The following is a 20,027-nucleotide window of genomic DNA, read 5'->3' on the forward strand; positions in this document are numbered from 1 at the left end:
AAAAGTAACAGATTCCATGCAGAATGCCCGCCGAATGTGTTAGATTTGCACGGCGATTTTGATAGTTATTGATTTATATGCAGGTTCACAGGGACTTAGACCATTTACCGGAATTCCGTAATGCTGTTATCACGATAGGCACTTTCGACGGAGTACATGCAGGCCACCGCTTCATTATTGAGCAATTGGAGCAGGCTGCCAACACCTGCGGCGGCGAAACCGTGATCATTACCTTTGATCCGCATCCACGGGAGGTATTACAACCCAAACCGAATAATATCCGGCTGCTGACTACCCTGCCTGAAAAAATTGCCTTGCTGGAGCGTGCCGGCATTCATCACCTGGTAGTAGTGCCTTTTACGAAAGAATTTTCTGAGATGCCCGCCCGCAGTTACCTGGAAGACTTCCTGGTAGCGCGCTTCAGGCCGCACACCATTATTATAGGCTACGACCACCGGTTTGGCCACAACCGGGAAGGCGGACTGGAACTGCTCGAAGCAGAGCAGCAGCAGTATGGCTTTACCCTGATCGAAATTCCGCAGCAGGTAGTACATGATCTTACGGTGAGTTCTACCAAAATCCGTAAAAGCCTGCAGGAAGGCGATATCCGGCTGGCCAATGAATTGCTGGATTACACCTATTTTTTAACCGGCACCGTAGTGCATGGCGATAAAATGGGCCGGCAGCTGGGTTATCCCACCGCTAATCTGCACCTCACCGACGAAAGAAAGCTGATTCCGGCTGAAGGTATTTACGCCGTAAACGCCCAACTCAGCGGCCGCAGCGAATTATTACCTGCCGTGATGAGCATCGGCTTCCGCCCTACTTTTAATGGCACCGATCTCCGTCTGGAAGTACACATCTTTGATTTTCATGAAGATATTTACGGGCAGGAATTAACGGTTCATTTTGTAGCATACATCCGCTCCAACCTGAAATTTGACAATATAGATGCGCTGATAGTACAAATGGATAAGGATTCTGCGCAGGCAAAGGAGATACTGGCGAAGATTTAGAATTCTTCTCCCAGGAGTTCCGTTTTTTGCTCGTCCTTTTTAGGGGGCTTCATTAAACGAACCCCACGCCATAGAAAAAAGGCAGACGCGATTACATAAAAACACATGATCATAGCCGTATTGGTGCTCATGCTAAGATCCAACCCGATCGCTCCACGATGAAGAGTGATGATGTTCATCAGCACAATTAAAGCGCAGCAACTACTTAAAACGAAACACAGCAGGCCAAACAGCAATCTGAATATCTTCTTTACCCCAATAGCCATAAAAAAACAGCATAATTAATTAATTCATCACCTTATACATCAGTTCTTTCATCAGTTCCCCGTCTTCCACGCCACTATCGTTAATGCCTATACTCCGCAGGTTATATTGGTGCAGCAGCAAAATAGCTTTCTCGGTTCCTTCGGGTCCGTATTGACGGGCAGCGTTCATATAGTCCTTTACAAAAAACGGATGTACACCCAGCGCCGTGGCCACCTCCTTTTCGCCCCCTTTTACGCTGAAAATGAGGTTTACTTTAGCGAAGAAATTATAGAGTGCGGGCAATGTCATCTGGATGGGCGCTGCTTTGGGATTGGCGGCAAAGTAAGCGATGATCCGGAATACTTTAGCCGTATTCTTCTGTCCCAGGGCGTTTTGTAGTTCAAATACATTGTACTCTTTACTGATGCCCACATACTTTTCAATATCCGCTTCGTCGATCTTTTTCTGGGCGGGAAGGTTTACCAGCAACTTATCTATTTCATTGGAGATACGGGAAAGGTCGTTCCCGATATGATCTACCAGAAGGATAGCCGCTTTTTGTGAGATGGCCAGTCCGCGGCTGCTCACATAGCTTTCAACCCACGTGGGCAGCTGGTTATCATATAATTTTTTGGTAGACAGGAGTACGCCTTTTTCCTTTATGAGCTTGGCCATTTTACTCCTGCCATCTATTTTGCCCTGTTTATGCGCCACTACAAACACCGTAGAAGTAAGCGGGTTATCGATATAGGTTTCCAGTTTCAGCAGATCGCGCATGGCCTGCGCCTCTTTGAGCAGTACCACCTGTCTTTCAGCGAACATCGGGTACCTGCGGCAGGCGTTGATCACCTGGCTCCAGTCAGTATCCTTTCCATAAAGGACCGTGAGGTTAAAGCCTCTTTCTGATTCAGGTAACAGCTCATGTTCTGCATAGCTGGTCACCTGGTCAATAAAAAAGTCCTCATCTCCTTCCAGCCAGTACAATGATTTGAATTTTTGCTGCTTCCAATCCCTGATGATATCCTGGTACTCCATTACTAGAATGCTTTTTGTCTATTTTTTTACGATAATAATATCTTCCTGTGTCAATGCCGGTAAACGTTTGAACTTCAGCAGCAGCTGTGCTACCGCCAGTACATCCTTCTGGCAATAGGCGGCAATACGTTCCAGATCTTTTTCCTCCCAGTATACCTTGCCTACCATGCTGCCGTCTATATCGTCTTTGGGCGTATCAATACCCATAACGGCCGTTAGAAGTTTCAGGGAAATATAATGTTTAAAGTCCCCGAAGCGCCACAGATGCAGGGTATCGAGCATGGGAATTTCCCAGGGTTTAAATCCGTGCAGCTGTAAAGGCTGTGGCAAAGATAATTGATGGATAACAGACCTCCTGCAAATAAAAGGAATATCAAATTCTTTGATGTTATGCCCGGCAAACTGGAACCGGGGATATTTCGCATAGAATTTATTGATTAATTCTAAAAATCCTGACAGCACAACTGCTTCATCATCATTACAAAATGATTTCAGCCTTAGCTGGTACCTGTTATTTTCAAGACTAAAGAAGCCGGCCGAAATGCACACAATTTTCCCAAATTCGGCGTAGATGCCAGCCCTGTCAGCGTATGCTGAATCTTCATTTCCGGAAACTGGCGCAGTTTTTGCAATTTTGTCACGCCAGAGCTGTTGCATGTCTTCGGATAAGTGCTCTATAGCAGGAGCCGCGGGTGTTGTTTCTATGTCCAACAGTAATAATTGATCTAACGCAATATTTGGAAGCACGATTGAAAAACAGTTTTATAGCTATTTATAAAATAGGAATATTATAAGTACTTTTGAATAACAATTTTTAACCATATAACAATAAACATAAAACTCACAACTATGACGGAGAACACTTTTAATTCACCTGCACCGGGATCACCCGGACCAGAAAAACCACGTAGCCGCAACGGTCTAATTTACGGTATTTTAATTGCAGCATTAGCCGGTACCTGGATATATATGTTGTATGATAAAAATAAATCCAACGAGCAAATTGTTCAAAAAAGCACCCAGATAGATTCGATCTCTTCGTCACGTGACGCACTGCAGCAGGAATACAATGCGGCCAATGCCCGCCTGGATGATCTGGTTTCACAGAACACCCGGATGGATAGCCTGGTTAAAACAAAAGATAAGGAAATACAGGATATGAAAGCCAGGATCTCTACTATCCTGAACAACAAAAATGCTACACAGGCGCAACTGGCGGAAGCCCGTCGTTTGATTGAGCAACTGAAATCCAATATTGAAGGTTATTCAGAAACTATTGAACGCCTGGAAGGTGAAAAAATAGTATTGGCTGGTGAAAGAGATTATGCACGTAAAGAGCGCGACTCTGTGTCTGTGGTAAAGGACAGTCTGAATAAAAAAGTGGACCTGGGTTCCGTACTCCATGCTTCCAACATTAAACTGTTACCGATCCGTGTAAAGAATAACGGTAAAGAAGTAGAAACCAGCAAAGCAAAACGCGCTGATATGATGCGGGTTACTTTTGACCTGGACGACAACCGTATTGCACCAACCGGTGATAAAGAAATTTTTGTGGCCATTACTGCTCCGGATGGAGCGCCACTGGCTGTAGAAGCGCTTGGTTCCGGCCGTTTTACACTGGAAGATGGTACTGAAAAATTATATACTGCCAAGAAAACAGTTGCTTATACTACTGGTCAGAAACAAACTGTAAGCATGGACTGGAAACAGAACTCCGATTTCAAGGTAGGCGATTATGCAGTTGAAATCTATCACAACGGTTTCAAAATAGGACAAGGTAAAGTAACACTGAAAAAAGGCGGCTTGTTTTAGTAACAATCAGCATTCAGGATAAAGTCGATGGCCGGAGCAAAGATTATTCTTTCACTCCGGCCATTCGCTTTTGTGGCGGTTTTATAGCGGATTCATGGTATTTTTTTCGCTTATCTCATTTGTTAATGATTAGTTATTGACAAAAAGATATATATAAAAATAAAATTAAATTAACGTTCTTTGCTGCACAATTAAAGATAGCCGGAGGCCACTGCACTCCCCTGACCAATGCTTAAGAAGAAGAATGTGACAGGCATATGATGCCGGTTTAGCCCGTGATTCATTCTTTAACATCGTCTTATGTGCGCCTTTTGTTATTATTGGATAAGATCAGAAGCCCAATTAAAACCGAAGCATGGAAGACATGAATAAAATAGTGTACGTTGTAGATGATGATGAAATATTTCATTTTATCATCAAAAAAATGTTGGGGCACCAAAGCAATCACCTGATAGTTACCTCTTTTCTCTGTGCAGAAGAGGCCCTGGAGCAGCTTTCCAGTACCCCGCAAACTACCTTACCCTCTCTTATCATTCTTGATATGAATATGCAGCGAATGAATGGCTGGGATTTTATTGAGGCCTACAGAGGATTGAAAACTTCTCTGAAAAATACCATCCCGATTATAATGTGTTCTTCCTCTGTGGATGTACGCGACATGCAAAAAGTGCAGCATACGCCGGAGCTGATGGCGTACATTACCAAGCCGCTCGATAAAAATAAATTAAAGGTAATAGAGGAGTATCTGTAAGATATAAAACACCATTAAAAAAAGAAGCGAATGATCGGCAGACCATTCGCTTCAATTATTTTCAGTTATCTTACTTTTACGCTAAAACCGCGCTGCCGTACATTTCTTCGCGCAGTGCTTTCACACGCTCATCTGCCAGGTACTCATCAAAGGTCATCAGCCTGTCGATAATGCCTTTAGGCGTCAGCTCAATAATACGGTTGGCTACTGATTGCATGAAGGTATGGTCATGGGTGGTGAACAACACCACGCCTTTGTAGTTGATCATACTTTCGTTGAAAGACTGGATAGATTCCAGATCCAGGTGGTTGGTAGGCTCATCAAGTATCAGCACATTGGGATCCTGCAGCATCATGCGGCTGATCATGCAACGTACTTTTTCACCACCACTCAGCACCGAAGTTTTCTTCATGATCTCATCTCCGCCGAATAACATCTTACCCAGGAATCCACGCAGGAAAGGCTCATCCACATCTGTTACATGTGGTGGTACGTATTGACGCAGCCAATCCATCAGGTTCAGGTCTTTATTGGTAAAGAACGCGGAGTTGTCGTTTGGCAGGTAGGCACTGGTAACAGTGGTACCCCATTCAAACTTGCCACCATCGGCTTTTGCTTCATTGTTGATCACTTCAAAGAAAGTAGTGAGGGCCAGGTGATCTTTAGACAGGAATGCGATCTTATCTCCCTTGTTAACGGAGAAAGTAACATCTGTAAAGAGTTTACGGCCATCCACCAGTTTTTCCAGTTTCTCTATGTTCAGGATCTGGTTACCTACTTCGCGCTGTTGCTTGAAGATGATACCCGGATACTTACGGTTAGAAGGCTGGATATCTTCCACCACCAGTTTTTCGAGGGCTTTCTTACGGGAAGTGGCCTGCTTGCTTTTGGAGGCGTTGGCGCTAAACCGGGCGATAAAGTCCATGAGGTCTTTACGCTTATCTTCCATTTTCTTATTCTTATCTGCCATCTGGCGGGCCATCAGCTGGGATGATTCGTACCAGAAGGTGTAGTTACCACTGAAGATCTGGATCTTTGCACGGTCCACATCTGCCACATGCGTACATACGGCATCCAGGAAGTGACGATCGTGGGATACCACGATCACGATATTTTCGTAATCGGCCAGGAAGTTTTCCAGCCAGCCGATGGTTTCCACGTCAAGGTCATTCGTAGGCTCATCCAGCAGCAGGATATCAGGATTACCGAACAGCGCCTGTGCAAGCAGTACCCGCACTTTAAGGCTACCGGCAATGTCTTTCATGAGCACTCCATGCATTTCTTCCTTCACACCCAGATCGCTCAGCAGTACTCCTGCATCGCTTTCTGCGGTATAACCACCCATTTCGCCATATTCAGCTTCCAGTTCGCCTGCGCGCATACCGTCTTCTTCGGTAAAATCTTCCTTGGCGTAAATAGTGTCCCTTTCGTGCGCTATTTCCCAAAGCTTCTTATTACCCATCAATACGGCATTCAGTACGGTAACCTCATCAAACCCAAAGTGGTTCTGCGTGAGCACGCTCATGCGCTCACCGGGGGTGATTTCCACAGTACCTTTATTCGGTTCTATTTCACCGGACAATATCTTCAGAAAAGTAGACTTACCTGCTCCATTGGCCCCAATCACACCATAACAGTTCCCTTTTGTGAAATTGAGGTTTACTTCGTCAAACAATACTCTCTTACCAAAAGAGAGCGTTACGTTTTTAACACTGATCATGCTGGCTATGTAAATTTTGAAGCTGCGAAGGTACAGATTTTATGCGGGGTTTCCAAGAAGGCGTCCTCCCAGGCATATCAATAAAAAGTACTCGTTAATCCATTCATCATGAAAGGGTTGTCTGCATATATCTTTCTATGCGTATCTTTAGCGCATAAAAATGGAACCGCATGACAGCATATAACGAGATATTTGAGAACAATAAACGTTGGATAGCTTCCAAAACGGCCACAGACAAGGAGTTTTTCGAAAAAATGGCCGACTCCCAGAAACCAGACTATCTGTATATTGGTTGCAGCGACAGCCGCGTTCCCACCAACGAGATCATGGGGCTTGAAGCAGGTGAAGTTTTTGTACACCGCAATATAGCCAACCTTGTTCCCAATACCGACCTCAACGTAATGGGCGTCATCAATTATGCGGTAGTACACCTGGAGGTAAAACACATCATCGTATGCGGGCATTATAACTGCGGCGGCGTAAAGGCAGCCATGCAAGCGAAAGATCTCGGCATCCTGAACCCATGGTTACGCAACATCCGTGATGTTTACCGGCTGCACATGGACGAACTCAACGCTATCGCCGACGAACATGCACGCTACAACCGCCTCGTTGAACTCAATACGCAGGAACAATGTATTAACGTAATCAAAACCGCTGCGGTACAGAAGTCGTACGTAGGAAAAGGATTCCCTACCGTACACGGCTGGGTGTATGACCTGAAAAACGGCTTGCTGAAAGACCTCCAAATTGATTTCGAAGGCGTACTGCACGAAATTCAAAAGATCTATGACTTAACAGGTTCCGGCCTGATGCAAAAAGATACCGAATAATCATGGGTCCGATCGGCATATTCGACTCCGGCTACGGCGGATTAACCGTACTCAGGGAAATAGTAGCGGAACTCCCGCAGTACGATTACATCTACCTGGGCGACAACGCCCGCGCACCTTACGGCAACCGTGGCTTTGATACCATTCACGCTTATACGCTGGAATGTGTACAAAAACTGTTTGCAATGGGCTGTCCGCTGGTCATCCTGGCCTGTAACACCGCCTCTGCCAAAGCGCTGCGCACCATCCAGCAAAAAGATCTGCCCAATATAGCTCCCGACAACCGGGTACTGGGCGTGATCCGTCCTACTTCAGAAATGGTGGGTACCATCACGCAAACCGGTGAAGTAGGCATACTGGCTACCAATGGTACGGTGTCATCTGAGTCTTACCCGCTGGAAATCCATAAGTTTTTCCCGCATGTAAAAACACATCAGCTGGCCTGCCCCATGTGGGTACCGCTGATTGAAAATAACGAACATGAAAGCGAAGGAGCAGACTACTTTGTAAAGGAATACCTGGATAAGATATTATTGGGCTCACCAGGTATCGATACCCTGGTACTCGGTTGCACCCACTATCCCCTGCTGATGAAAAAGATCAAACAGTTTTTACCCGGCGGTATTACTGTTTTGTCGCAGGGTAAAATTGTGGCGCACAGCCTGAAAGACTACCTGAAACGTCATCCTGAAATGGAAAGCAGGCTGAGTAAGCAACAGCAGCGTAGTTTTTATACAACAGATGATCCCGGAATTTTTGATAAGATGGCGGAGATCTTTTATGGGCAAACAGTAACATCTGCAAAGATGCTCACCAAATAAAAAAGCCTGCCGGCATCATGTACCGGCAGGCTTTAATTTTTTATCTCCTTCCTTACTTCCCTTCAAGCTTCAGCAGGAATGAATACTCCAACGCCACTTCCTCCAGCGCTTTAAACCTTCCGGAGGCGCCACCGTGGCCAGCTTCCATATTGGTATGCAACAGCAGTAAATGATGATCTGTTTTCATTTCCCTTAATTTCGCCACCCATTTTGCCGGCTCCCAGTATTGTACCTGTGAATCGTGCAGCCCGGTAGTTACCAGCATATTCGGATACGCCTTATGCTCCACGTTATCGTAAGGAGAATAGGATTTCATGTAATCGTACGAGTCTTTATTTTTTGGATTGCCCCACTCATCAAACTCACCGGTGGTAAGCGGAATACTTTCATCCAGCATGGTGGTAACCACGTCCACAAAAGGTACCTGTGCCACGATGCCATTGAACAAGGTAGGCTCCATATTAGCTACAGCACCCATCAGCAGGCCACCTGCACTGCCTCCCATCGCATAAAGATGCGCGGTATCCGTGTAATGTTGCTGTATCAGGAAGTTGGCGCAGGCAATGAAATCGGTGAAGGTGTTTTTCTTTTTAAACATCTTGCCATCTTCGTACCATTGCCGTCCCATTTCCTGGCCACCGCGGATATGCGCGATCGCAAAAGCAAAACCACGATCGAGTAAACTTAACCGGGTAGAACTGAAAGTGGCATCCATGCTGTTGCCATAGGAACCATAGCCATACAGCAATAACGGCCCCTTGCCATTTTTTTCAAACGTTTTCTTATATACAATGGACACCGGAATTTTAGTACCGTCTGTGGCGGTGGCAAACAACCGCTCTGTTGCATAATCTTTCGGATCATAGCCGCCCAGTACTTCCTGCTGACGCTTCAGTTCATTGGCGCCCGTTTCCATATTGTAATCATACACCGAGTTGGGTGTGATCATGGATGTATAGTTATACCGCAGTTCCTTGCTGTCCATTTCCGGGTTGCTGCTCACGGAAGCAGTATACGCTGCTTCTGAAAATGGCAGATACTTTTCCGTGTGTGTTTTATCATTGATGATCCGGATATGGGTTAAACCGCCCTTTCTTTCTTCCAATACCGTAAACTCTTTAAACAGCTCCACTCCTTCCAGCAATACATCGCTGCGGTTAGGGATCAGTTCTTTCCAGTTTTCACGGGAAGTTTTATCCAGCGCGGTTTCCATCAGGCGGAAGTTGAGCGCGTTCCAGTTGGTGGTGATGTAGAATTTATCATCACGGTGATCCACATGGTACAGCATATCTTTTTCACGCGGTTGGAAAATGCGGAATGCTTCGTTAGGTTTAGCCGCATCCAGTATCCTGCTTTCAGATGATAAGGTGCTTTCGCTGTTGATGATAATATACTTGCCGGATTTTGTTTTAGATACATCTACATCAAACGTTTCATCTGCTTCGTGATATACTTCTTTGTCGGCTGCGATACCCAGTGAATGCCGCATGATACGATCGGCCCGGAGGGTAACGGTATCTTTGCGGGAGTAGAACAGGGTTTTGTTATCACTGGCCCAGGTGCTGCCGGCGGTGGTTTCATGAATTTCGTCTGTGAGCAGTTCGTTTGTTTCCAGGTTTTTGATCCGGATGGTATAACGTCTGCGGCTGACCGTATCTATCCCGTAGGCGAGTAATTTTGCATCGGGGCTTACACTCAGGCCGGCCACGTGGCAATAGGCATGACCTGCAGCCAGTTCATTCACGTTCAGCATTACCTCTTCAGGTGCTTCCAGGCTGCCTTTTTTACGGCAATGCACCGGGTACTCCTTTCCTTCTTCATAACGGGTATAGTAGTAATAACCGTTTTTAAGATAGGGCACACTCATGTCTGTTTCCTTGATCCGGGATTTCATCTCGGTAAAGAGTTTTTCGCGGAGCTTTTTTTCGGGCGACAGGATCGTGTCGAGGTAAGCGTTTTCTGCGTTCAGCCAGGCCAGTACTTTCGGATTTTCCCGGTCATTCATCCAGTAGTAATTATCGATCCGTTTGTCGCCGTGGATGCTGAGTTCTTTAGCTATCTTTTCTGCTACCGGAGGTTTTATATCAGCCTGGTCGTTCATAGTATTTTTCTTTTGATTACAAGACAAAAGCACCGTTCCCAAAAGCAACCAACAATTACCCTGGAAGTTTTTAAACATAGGAGATAGATTTAAATAGTAAGGTTTTAACTCAAAAGCATTACAAATTACGAATTCTCCCTACACTATTTTCATATTTACCGGGTCCCAGTTGATCAGTTTTTTGCTGAAGTAACTTTCATTTGTAACCAGGGCTGGTCCTGCGGCGCGCAGACCGAATACGGCATCTTCCACAACGGGTTTACCGGAGCGCATGGATTCAAAGAAATTGGTGAAATGTTCCAGCCGGTCGTCGTATCCTTTAGGGGGAGCGTAGGAGTTGGATGTTTCGATGGCATTGCGTTTATCTGCCGGGTATTTGGCATTATATTCTTTCACATATTGCGCCTGTTGTGCTTTGGTGAAAGTGTTATAAGTGTCCCAGCCACCGTAGCCTGGCGCTTCGGGCAGCTTGTGTTTTTTGATTTTAAAGTCGTTCCAGCCCAGTTCCAATACACCTTCGGTGCCAATAAAACGGGTGTATTCCCCACCGCCGCTGCCGTCGGCGAAATTCACGCGGAGTGTCATCTGGAACGCGGGATGTTCTTTAGTTTCGGGATAGTCAAAAATGGCCACTACCACATCCGGCACATCGCGGCCATCTTTCCATTGTACCAGGTTGCCACTGGCATAAATAGATGTGGGGCCAAGCGATCCGGTAATAAAATGCAGGCCGGAAATCAGGTGTACAAACAGGTCGCCGGGGATGCCGGTTCCATAGGCGCGGTAATTACGCCAGCGGAAAAAGCGCACCGGGTCGAAGGGCACCTTGGAGGTATCTTTCAGGAAGGTATCAAAATCCACGGTAGCAGGGGATGCATCCGGCGGGATGGAATATTGCCAGGCGCCGAGTGCGCTGTGGCGGTCCATCCGGGCTTCCACTACGTTCAGCCGTCCAATTTCACCCGCCTGGTAACGTTTACGCGCCTCCGCAAGCGCTACGCTGCTAACGCGCTGGCTACCCACCTGGAAAACGGCTTTGGTGCGTTGTTGTGCGGCAATTACTTTATGGCCTTCTTCTATCTGCTGTACCATCGGCTTTTCGCAATACACAGCTTTACCGGCTTCCATTGCAGCGATGGCAATCGTATCGTGCCAGTGATCGGGTGTAGCTACAATAATGGCATCTATATCTTTTCGTTTGAGTAATTCGCGGTAGTCGCGGGTAGTATATACCTGCGGGCCAAACACTTCCTTCACTTTGTCGAGGTGACCGGTGTACAGGTCGGCAGCGCCCACAAATTCCACTCCCGGCACTTTGATAGCAGTTTCCACATCTCCGAATCCCATAATACCCATTCCTACACATGCGATACGGATTTTGTCGCTGGGAGCGATCCTTTTTTCGGGCTGCAGGATTTCTACATGTTCCTTTTCATTTGCGAGGGCCGCCAGCTGGCCTATTCCGAGCAGTGCGGCAGTGCTGCCGATGTGTTTGATAAACTTTCTGCGTGATTGTTCTGACATATGTTCTCTGTTTTACATTGCGTGGAAAAAACACATGATAGTAAAAAAATTTAGAAAGATAAAGTTCGATGGATGAGCGGGGGGAGCGGAGGTTGTCTTTCTCAGGATTACGCTGATTTGGGGGATTTTATTTTTTTGGATTTTGTAAATGATTAAAAAAGTTTGGGGAGATGATAGCGGTTTTGGATTTTTTTGGAAGATTTTTAGTTTTTAGGAGAGATAAAAAGAAAGGAGATAAGAATGAACAAGCCATTCTTATCTCCTTAATATATTAAAAGAAAAAATCAAGGTAATCAGCTTAATCAGCGTAATCCTGAGTAAGACAAACTCCGCGCGCGCTTATTTCTCAGAAGAAAATCCTGCTCCAATAAACTCCCTGTTGAGGCGGGCGATATTGGTGAGGGAAATTTCCTTCGGGCATTCTGCTTCGCAGGCGCCGGTGTTGGTACAGCTACCAAAGCCTTCCTTATCCATTTGCGCTACCATGTTGAGGGCGCGGGTTGTTCTTTCAGGCTGACCCTGTGGCAGCAATGCCAGCTGGGATACTTTGGCTGATACGAACAGCATGGCGGAAGAGTTCTTACAGGCGGCTACGCAGGCGCCACAACCGATACAGGCAGCAGCTGCGAAAGCCAGGTCGGCTTTATTTTTATCTACCGGTAAACAGTTCGCATCCTGTGCGTTACCTGTGTTTACGGAAATATAACCACCTGCTTCGATGATGCGGTCGAAAGCTGATCTGTCTACCGTCAGATCTTTAATTACCGGGAATGCGCCTGCTCTCCAGGGTTCAACCGTAATGGTATCGCCATCTTTGAAAGCGCGCATGTGCAGCTGGCAGGTAGTAGTACCATCCCACGGACCGTGTGCGCGGCCGTTGATATGCATGGAGCACATACCGCAGATACCTTCGCGGCAATCGTGGTCAAATGCTATTGGTTCTTTGCCTTCATTGATCAGCTCTTCATTCACTACGTCAAACATTTCCAGGAAAGACATTTCAGAAGAAATGTTTTTTGCCTGTAAAGTTTCAAATCTACCCTGATCGTTTTTGTTTTTCTGCCTCCACACTTTTAATGTGAGGTTCATGTTATAATGTTCCATATACCTTGGACAATTATTTGATTTATAATCCTGGCTAACCGTTAAACGGTTTACCAATAACCATTATTTGTAGCTACGCTGTGTTGGTTTACATTCAACGAATTCCAGCGGTTCTTTGTGCAGTTCATACTGGCCATCGCCTTTGTATTCCCATGCAGATACGTAGCTGAAGTTTTCGTCATCACGTTTGGCTTCTCCTTCCTCTGTTTGTGATTCTTCGCGGAAGTGGCCACCACATGATTCGCGGCGGTTCAGTGCATCGATACACATTAATTCGCCCAGTTCCAGGAAGTCGGCCACGCGACCGGCTTTTTCCAGTTCGGGGTTGAACTCATTGGCTTCACCGGGAACACGCACATCTCTCCAGAACTCAGCACGCAGCGCTTTGATTTCTTCGATCGCTTCTTTCAGGCCCTGTTCATTACGCGCCATACCACATTTGTCCCACATGATTTTACCAAGTTTCTTGTGGAAGAAATCGACTGATTTGGTGCCTTTGATGTTGATGAGCTTATTAACGGTTTCCCTTACTTTATTTTCTGCTTCCACGAAAGCGGGATGGTCGGTAGGGATTGCCTTTGTGCGGATTTCATCTGCGAGGTAGTTACCTACTGTGTAAGGAATCACGAAGTAACCGTCGGCCAGGCCCTGCATCAGTGCAGATGCACCCAGGCGGTTAGCGCCGTGATCGGAGAAGTTAGCTTCTCCCAGGGAATATAATCCCGGAACGGTGGTACCCAGTTCATAATCCACCCAGAGGCCACCCATTGTGTAGTGTACTGCAGGATAGATACGCATAGGCAGTTCGTAAGGATTTTCACCGGTGATTTTGGCGTACATGTCGAACAGGTTACCATATTTCTCGGCTACTACTTCTTTACCCAGTTTAATCACTTCTTCTTTGGAAACATTGGAGAGCTGGCGTTTACCCACTTCAATATTACCATAACGTTCGATGGCTGCGGCAAAGTCGAGGTATACTGCCTGTTTGGAAGTACCTACGCCATAACCGGCATCGCATCTTTCTTTTGCTGCACGGGAGGCCACGTCGCGGGGAACGAGGTTACCGAATGCAGGATATCTTCTTTCCAGGTAGTAATCCCTTTCATCTTCAGGAATGTCGCTGGCTTTGCGGGTATCGTTTTGTTTTTTAGGCACCCAGATACGACCATCATTACGCAGTGATTCTGACATGAGGGTCAGTTTCGACTGGTGATCGCCGGAAACCGGGATACAGGTAGGGTGGATCTGTGTGAAGCAGGGGTTAGCGAAGTAAGCGCCGTTTTTAGTTGCTTTCCAGGCGGCGGTTACGTTAGAGCCCATGGCGTTGGTAGACAGGTAGAACACGTTGCCATAACCACCGCTGCAGATCAGTACGGCATGACCGAAATGGCGTTCCAGTTCGCCGGTGATCAGGTCGCGTGCAATGATACCGCGTGCTTTACCATCGATTTTCACGATGTCGAGCATTTCGTGGCGGTTGTACATTTTCACGTTGCCGAGTGCTACCTGGCGTTCCAGTGCGGAGTAGGCGCCGAGGAGCAGCTGCTGACCGGTTTGACCGGCGGCATAAAAAGTACGCTGTACCTGTGTACCACCGAAAGAGCGGTTACTTAACAGGCCACCGTATTCACGTGCAAAGGGAACACCCTGTGCCACGCACTGATCTATAATATTACCGCTCACTTCTGCCAAACGGTGTACGTTAGCTTCGCGGGCGCGGTAGTCACCACCTTTTACTGTGTCGTAGAACAAGCGGAAAACAGAGTCACCGTCATTCTGATAATTTTTGGCCGCATTGATACCACCCTGGGCAGCAATACTGTGTGCGCGGCGCGGACTATCCTGAAAGCAGAATGCTTTTACTTTATATCCCAACTCTCCTAATGAAGCCGCTGCTGAAGCGCCGGCCAAACCAGTACCAATGATAATCACTTCCAGGTTGCGCTTATTGGCAGGGTTCACCAGTTTACAGTGTCCTTTATAGTCTTCCCATTTGGAATTTAATGGTCCGGCAGGAATTTTTGCGTCAAACATATATCCTTACTTTACAGAATTATTTGAAATAGATTACAACGGGGATGATAGCAAAACCGATAGGAATTGCGATACCAAACAACCATATGCCAATGAAGCTGAGTAAGCCGTTGTATTTTTTATGATTTAAACCAAAGGTCTGACAGGCGCTTTTAAAGCCGTGGATCAGGTGGAAAGACAAACCGATCATCCCGATCACGTACAATGCAACCAGCCAGCCATTCTTAAAGGTTTCATAAGATAAAGCGTACAGGTCTTTCAACGGTTCAATGCTGCCTTCATAAGTACGGATGGGCATTTCCGCGTAGTGGAATTGTCCCCAGAAATTAACCAGGTGGATAACAATGAAGATTAAAAGGATACTTCCCATAATGGCCATCTGACGACTGAACCAGGAAGATGTCTGATTACCCGGGTTGATGGTATATTTCACCGGACGGGCTGCTCTGTTGCTGAACGTGAGCTGGAGCGCAATGATGGCGTGCAGCAGTATCACAATTTTCAGCCCCCAGGCAATAAACTGAATCAGGCTGTTGTGTCCCATAAACGCAGCATATGCGTTAAAGGCCTTGCCTTCGTCGTTGTACAACAGCTGGAAATTACCTGCCAGGTGTACAATAACAAAACTGCAAAGAAACAAGCCGGTAGCACCTACCAATAACTTCTTACCGATAGAGGTATTAAAAAACTGTGACCACTTCATAAGTAAAATTCTAAGCTTCCTAGTATAAAAAGATGTTTGAAATGTCGGGCAAATTTAACGCAGGAAAAATAAAAACCAAATGATATTTATCAGGTTTTTATACGCATATATTATTATTCATATGCACTATGTATTCATAATCATACAAACACGCATAATATCTTTCATTTTGTAATGAAAATTAATATTATTCCAGCCGTTTTAACATGATATTATCCACCATATTGAACAGGTGTAATGGTTGATATGTCCGCCATTTATCATCATCGAGCAGGTGAACATAGTAGTGCAGGCGGGCTCTTTCAAACTCTTCACGGGTTTGTACCGGCATGTTCAGGCTTACGATCCAGCCGCCTTCATCGCGGATATCTTCCCACCATTCTTCATAATAACAATCATCGGAGGAATGGAAGTTCATCACATTTTCCGTGATGAGAATATATTTTGTGATGCCCTGGGCGATGAGGGTATCGATGATGTTACGCTTCATGGTCATGATGTCGTTATCAATGGCATCATTCCATTCTCCCAGTAATTCTATGATAGCGAAGTTAAACTGGTAATCGATGAAGAGGATTTTCATGTACAGGTTGCGTGAGCCAAATTCATCCCACTGTGGATGTATATAATAGTTATACACCGAATTGGAATATTCAAACTCACTGTATTCCCTTCCATAAAAGGGAGAGTACTCATCTTCTTCGGCGGTGTACAAATGCCGCCAGTTATAATATGGCTCTATGTTGTGCATACCTGGTTTATGGGTGCAAAGGTTTTTAAATCATTTCCCGGTGAAGTCGTCCACCGCTTTTTTCACGCTGCCGGCCTTTAACAGCAGTTGTTGCGCCTGTTCATAATCGGTGAGCGATAATTGTTCCATGAGCATTTTCACGCCCCGGTCTACCAGTTTTTCGTTGCTGAGCTGCATGTTCACCATTTTATTATCTTCTACTCTCCCGAGCTGGATCATTACGGCTGTAGACAGCATGTTCAGCACCAGTTTCTGCGCAGTGCCGCTTTTCAGGCGTGTGCTGCCCGTTACAAACTCCGGTCCTACCACTACCTCCACGGGGAAGTCGGCCGCCGCAGATACCGGCGTATCCGGGTTACAGCTGATGCTGCCTGTAACGATACCGTGCTTGCGGCATTCATTGAGCGCGCCTATTACATAAGGCGTGGTACCGCTGGCAGCGATGCCCACTACCACATCTTTACCGGTGATATTGTATGCCTGCAGATCTTCCCAGCCCTGCGTGCGGCTGTCTTCCGCAAACTCCACGGCTTTGCGTATGGCCGTATCGCCGCCGGCAATCAATCCTACTACCAGGCCTTGCGGCACGCCAAAAGTAGGCGGACATTCAGAGGCATCTACCACGCCCAAACGGCCGCTGGTACCAGCGCCCATATAAAAGAGGCGACCACCTGCCAGCATTTTATCGGCTACGGCTGTTACCAGTTTCTCTATTTGCGGGATGGCTTTTTCCACGGCTAACGGAACGGTCTGATCCTCTTTGTTCATATTGGTCAGCAGTTCCTGCACGCTCATCTTTTCAAGGTGACGATAGTGTGAGGCCTGTTCCGTTACTTTTACAAATGACATATTGAATGCTTAAAAATGATTAACGATGATATTCCAGCAAGCCTTCCATGGGCGTGCGCAGCACTTTGCCCATAGGCAATTCATACAGTTCACACAATTCGCTGATGATGTCGCGGAAGTGCCAGGCAACGCCACCGGTAAAATGCAGTGCCGTAGTCCAGCTTTCCCGGTATTTATAAATATGATTAAAGAAGAAGTCGTTCAGCCCGTCCTCCAGGATGTTCTGGATCATATAATGCTCGCGGTTTTCCGACAGGAACTCTGTAAACCCTGCCAGGTAACGGTTGGCTAACGGCTTCCGGTATACGCTTTCCAGGATCTCATCTTTATTGGTATGGTACTTATATTCGAAGCGGGCGTGCAGGTCGTCATCAAAACTATGATAGAGGTAATACTGAAGCACCTTACGCCCGAGGTAGGCGCCACTGCCTTCATCGCCCAGGATAAAGCCCAGGCCCGGATTATTTTTCACCACTTCTTTACCATCATAGTAACAGGAATTGGAGCCGGTGCCTAAAATGCTAACCACTCCTCCCTGCGTGCCGCAAAGTGCGCGGGCCGCGCCCATGAGGTCGTGCTGCACATCAAATGCGGCCGCCGGCCATACTGCCTTTATTGCATCGGATACCAGTTGCAGGTTCTTGGGCTGCGACAGGCCTGTCCCATAAAAGTATACGTCCGTTACCGGTTGGCCGGCAGGTAACTGGGGAACCAGTTCCGTTTCGAAGATGGCCTTGATCTGTTCCGCAGATTGAAAATACGGGCTCACACCCTGCGTTTTCAATACCAGCGGTTCCGCCGCGCCCAGCAAGCCCCATTCCGTCTTCGTAGATCCGCTGTCTGCTATTAACTTTATTCCAGCACCCATATCCGGTTATTTATGAAATTTAAGAATCCTAAAAGTTTGCACCCGATTTATGCTATTTTTGTCACAATTTAAACAAAAGGGGTTCATAAAAACAAATGGCCCCTTTAAGTTTAGGTGATGATGATACATGTATGCAGCAGATTGCTTTCCGCCAGGTGCTTTTGCTACATGGATATAAAGATTGGTCATATAAATTAGCGGGATAATAATCTGATTATGTCTAACAGGAAGTTGAATGTTTTTTTACCTCTTCTCTTTGCAGTTGTATTAGCCCTGGGAATGTTCCTCGGACATAAAATGCCTGGATCGAACAACGGAGGGGCGACTGTATTTTTTACCAAACCCAACAGGGGCCCGTTACAGGAAGTAATGGACCTGATCAAAGCGAAATATGTAGATTCACTCAATACAGACGATTTACAGCAGGAAGCGATAGAAGGATTATTAACCCACCTGGACCCTCACTCCATATATATACCTCCTTCCGAACTGCAGCGGGTGAATGAAGATATGGAAGGTAACTTTGAAGGGATCGGGGTAGAATTCAATATCACGGCAGATACAGTGAACGTGGTGAGTGTGCTGAGCGGCGGACCGTCTGAAACTGCAGGTGTGCAAACCGGCGATAAGATCCTGAAAGTGAACGACAGCCTCGTAGCCGGCAACAGCATTACTCCTGAAAAGATCCGCAAACTGCTGAGAGGCCCCGCAGGTTCTACTGTGAATACCATTGTGTTGAGACAGGATAAAAAGATTACCATTCCCATCAAAAGAGGCGTTATTCCTTTGTATAGTGTAGACGCCAGCTACATGGCAGCTCCGGGTGTAGGTTATATCAAGATCAGTAAATTCTCCGCTACCACCTACGATGAGTTTATGAAAGCTATCCGTCAGCTGGAAAAACAAGGCATGGAGAAACTGGTCATTGACCTCAGGCAGAACCCCGGCGGCTACCTGGATGCAGCCACCCGCATAGCCGATGAACTTATCGACGACCAGAAGCTGATTGTATACACGAAGGGCAAAGATTTCCCGCGTACGGATTATAAAACGAAACGGCCGGGCCTTTTTGAAAGAGGCGCCCTCGCGGTACTTACTGATGAAGGCTCTGCATCCGCCAGCGAAATTCTTGCAGGCGCCATACAGGACTGGGACCGTGGCACCGTTATTGGCCGCCGCACCTTTGGTAAAGGCCTGGTACAGGAACAATATGACCTGGACAACGGAGGCGCACTCCGTCTTACCGTAGCCCGCTACTACATTCCTTCCGGCAGAAGTATTCAGAAACCCTATGGAAAAGGACATGATGATTATGATGATGACATCATTGAACGTTACCACCATGGCGAAATGGTAAACAAAGACAGTATCAAAATAATAGATACTGTGCTTTATAAAACAGCAGCAGGCCGCCCGGTTTACGGCGGTGGCGGTATTACACCGGATATTTTCATTCCGTTTGATACCTCCCGCTTTACACCTACTTTAACAGCCATTTATACCCGTAATACGTTCAGTAACTTTGCGTATCAATATTATACCACGCACCGGGAAACCTTCAAGTCCTATAAGAATGCAGAAGCTTTCACCAAAAATTTCCAGACCACGCCAGAACTGATCAGCGACTTTAAAGCGTACGCCCAAAAAGACAGCGTACCTGGCCTGGATCATCTTACTGCCCGTGACGAAACAGAAATCCGTACAAGGCTCAAAGCCATGCTGGCCCGCCAACTGTACAGAACAGAGGGTTTCTACGAAGCCATTAACGCCGAAGACCCTATGGTAAAGAAAGCCCTCGAAGTAGTGGGCAAGGAAAAAGGCGCCTCTGACTAATCGCCTTCGGCGATGCGGAGTTT

The 20,027-nt window shown here is 46.5% G+C and carries 18 protein-coding genes; 6 read left to right on the top strand and 12 right to left on the bottom strand.

From position 1 onward, the window contains the following. The first annotated feature begins 77 nt into the window (after positions 1-77). Positions 78-1,016: a bifunctional riboflavin kinase/FAD synthetase gene (locus ACLHR0_RS13470; RefSeq protein WP_370912408.1), complete on the top strand. Its 939-nt coding sequence runs from the start codon at positions 78-80 to the stop codon at positions 1,014-1,016. Here ACLHR0_RS13470 and ACLHR0_RS13475 read toward each other — a convergent pair. The 3 genes from ACLHR0_RS13475 to ACLHR0_RS13485 form a co-directional block, all read right to left on the bottom strand. Further along, a complete protein-coding gene (locus ACLHR0_RS13475) occupies positions 1,013-1,195 on the bottom strand; it encodes a hypothetical protein (RefSeq protein ID WP_429050845.1) in 183 nt (60 codons plus the stop codon). The two genes, ACLHR0_RS13470 and ACLHR0_RS13475, sit on opposite strands and share 4 nt — an antisense overlap. Before the next feature lie 106 nt (positions 1,196-1,301). Then, positions 1,302-2,297 carry a DNA polymerase III subunit delta gene (holA, locus tag ACLHR0_RS13480; protein WP_429050847.1) on the bottom strand — a complete coding sequence of 332 codons (996 nt, stop codon included), beginning with the start codon at positions 2,295-2,297 and terminating at the stop codon, positions 1,302-1,304. 18 nt (positions 2,298-2,315) lie between these two features. Beyond that, entirely contained in the window at positions 2,316-3,008 is a 693-nt protein-coding gene (locus tag ACLHR0_RS13485) for a ribonuclease H-like domain-containing protein (RefSeq protein WP_370912405.1), read from the bottom strand. Positions 3,009-3,146: 138 nt separating this feature from the next. On the opposite strand from ACLHR0_RS13485, the gene ACLHR0_RS13490 reads away from it, so the two are divergent. Continuing rightward, on the top strand, positions 3,147-4,109 hold the full coding sequence (locus ACLHR0_RS13490) for a hypothetical protein (RefSeq protein ID WP_370912404.1): 963 nt from the start codon (positions 3,147-3,149) through the stop codon (positions 4,107-4,109). A gap of 355 nt (positions 4,110-4,464) precedes the next feature. Further along, entirely contained in the window at positions 4,465-4,860 is a 396-nt protein-coding gene (locus ACLHR0_RS13495) for a response regulator (protein ID WP_429050849.1), read from the top strand. A 76-nt stretch (positions 4,861-4,936) separates the two neighbouring features. Here ACLHR0_RS13495 and ACLHR0_RS13500 read toward each other — a convergent pair whose 3' ends face one another. Further along, on the bottom strand, positions 4,937-6,580 hold the full coding sequence (locus tag ACLHR0_RS13500; protein WP_370912402.1) for an ABC-F family ATP-binding cassette domain-containing protein: 1,644 nt from the start codon (positions 6,578-6,580) through the stop codon (positions 4,937-4,939). Positions 6,581-6,750: 170 nt separating this feature from the next. On the opposite strand from ACLHR0_RS13500, the gene ACLHR0_RS13505 reads away from it, so the two are divergent. Together ACLHR0_RS13505 and murI are read left to right on the top strand one after the other, a co-directional pair. Continuing rightward, a complete protein-coding gene (locus tag ACLHR0_RS13505; RefSeq protein ID WP_436487247.1) occupies positions 6,751-7,413 on the top strand; it encodes a carbonic anhydrase in 663 nt (220 codons plus the stop codon). Positions 7,414-7,415: 2 nt separating this feature from the next. Continuing rightward, a complete protein-coding gene (gene murI, locus ACLHR0_RS13510) occupies positions 7,416-8,234 on the top strand; it encodes a glutamate racemase (RefSeq protein WP_370912400.1) in 819 nt (272 codons plus the stop codon). Between the two features lie 52 nt (positions 8,235-8,286). Here the strand turns inward: murI and ACLHR0_RS13515 are convergent, their stop codons facing one another. The 8 genes from ACLHR0_RS13515 to ACLHR0_RS13550 all read right to left on the bottom strand — a co-directional run bounded on the left by ACLHR0_RS13515 (position 8,287) and on the right by ACLHR0_RS13550 (position 18,171). Further along, positions 8,287-10,335: a S9 family peptidase gene (locus ACLHR0_RS13515; RefSeq protein ID WP_436487250.1), complete on the bottom strand. Its 2,049-nt coding sequence runs from the start codon at positions 10,333-10,335 to the stop codon at positions 8,287-8,289. 138 nt (positions 10,336-10,473) lie between these two features. Beyond that, positions 10,474-11,859 carry a Gfo/Idh/MocA family protein gene (locus tag ACLHR0_RS13520; RefSeq protein ID WP_429050856.1) on the bottom strand — a complete coding sequence of 462 codons (1,386 nt, stop codon included), beginning with the start codon at positions 11,857-11,859 and terminating at the stop codon, positions 10,474-10,476. A gap of 339 nt (positions 11,860-12,198) precedes the next feature. Then, positions 12,199-12,963: a succinate dehydrogenase/fumarate reductase iron-sulfur subunit gene (locus ACLHR0_RS13525; RefSeq protein ID WP_370912397.1), complete on the bottom strand. Its 765-nt coding sequence runs from the start codon at positions 12,961-12,963 to the stop codon at positions 12,199-12,201. A gap of 63 nt (positions 12,964-13,026) precedes the next feature. Continuing rightward, positions 13,027-15,000, bottom strand: coding sequence for a fumarate reductase/succinate dehydrogenase flavoprotein subunit (locus ACLHR0_RS13530; RefSeq protein WP_370912396.1), 1,974 nt, complete (start codon positions 14,998-15,000; stop codon positions 13,027-13,029). 19 nt (positions 15,001-15,019) lie between these two features. Beyond that, positions 15,020-15,703 (bottom strand): succinate dehydrogenase cytochrome b subunit, encoded by a 684-nt coding sequence (locus ACLHR0_RS13535; protein WP_436487253.1) that lies wholly within the window; start codon positions 15,701-15,703, stop codon positions 15,020-15,022. A gap of 187 nt (positions 15,704-15,890) precedes the next feature. Continuing rightward, positions 15,891-16,454: a hypothetical protein gene (locus ACLHR0_RS13540; protein WP_370912394.1), complete on the bottom strand. Its 564-nt coding sequence runs from the start codon at positions 16,452-16,454 to the stop codon at positions 15,891-15,893. 30 nt (positions 16,455-16,484) lie between these two features. Beyond that, positions 16,485-17,303 carry an N-acetylmuramic acid 6-phosphate etherase gene (gene murQ / locus ACLHR0_RS13545; RefSeq protein ID WP_370912393.1) on the bottom strand — a complete coding sequence of 273 codons (819 nt, stop codon included), beginning with the start codon at positions 17,301-17,303 and terminating at the stop codon, positions 16,485-16,487. 19 nt (positions 17,304-17,322) lie between these two features. Then, positions 17,323-18,171: a BadF/BadG/BcrA/BcrD ATPase family protein gene (locus ACLHR0_RS13550; RefSeq protein ID WP_370912392.1), complete on the bottom strand. Its 849-nt coding sequence runs from the start codon at positions 18,169-18,171 to the stop codon at positions 17,323-17,325. A 216-nt stretch (positions 18,172-18,387) separates the two neighbouring features. On the opposite strand from ACLHR0_RS13550, the gene ACLHR0_RS13555 reads away from it, so the two are divergent. Further along, entirely contained in the window at positions 18,388-20,004 is a 1,617-nt protein-coding gene (locus ACLHR0_RS13555) for a S41 family peptidase (RefSeq protein WP_436487256.1), read from the top strand. Positions 20,005-20,027: the final 23 nt, after the last annotated feature.

The sequence above is a fragment of the Chitinophaga sp. ARDCPP14 genome (assembly GCF_051362515.1).
In the GTDB taxonomy this organism is placed as follows: domain Bacteria; phylum Bacteroidota; class Bacteroidia; order Chitinophagales; family Chitinophagaceae; genus Chitinophaga.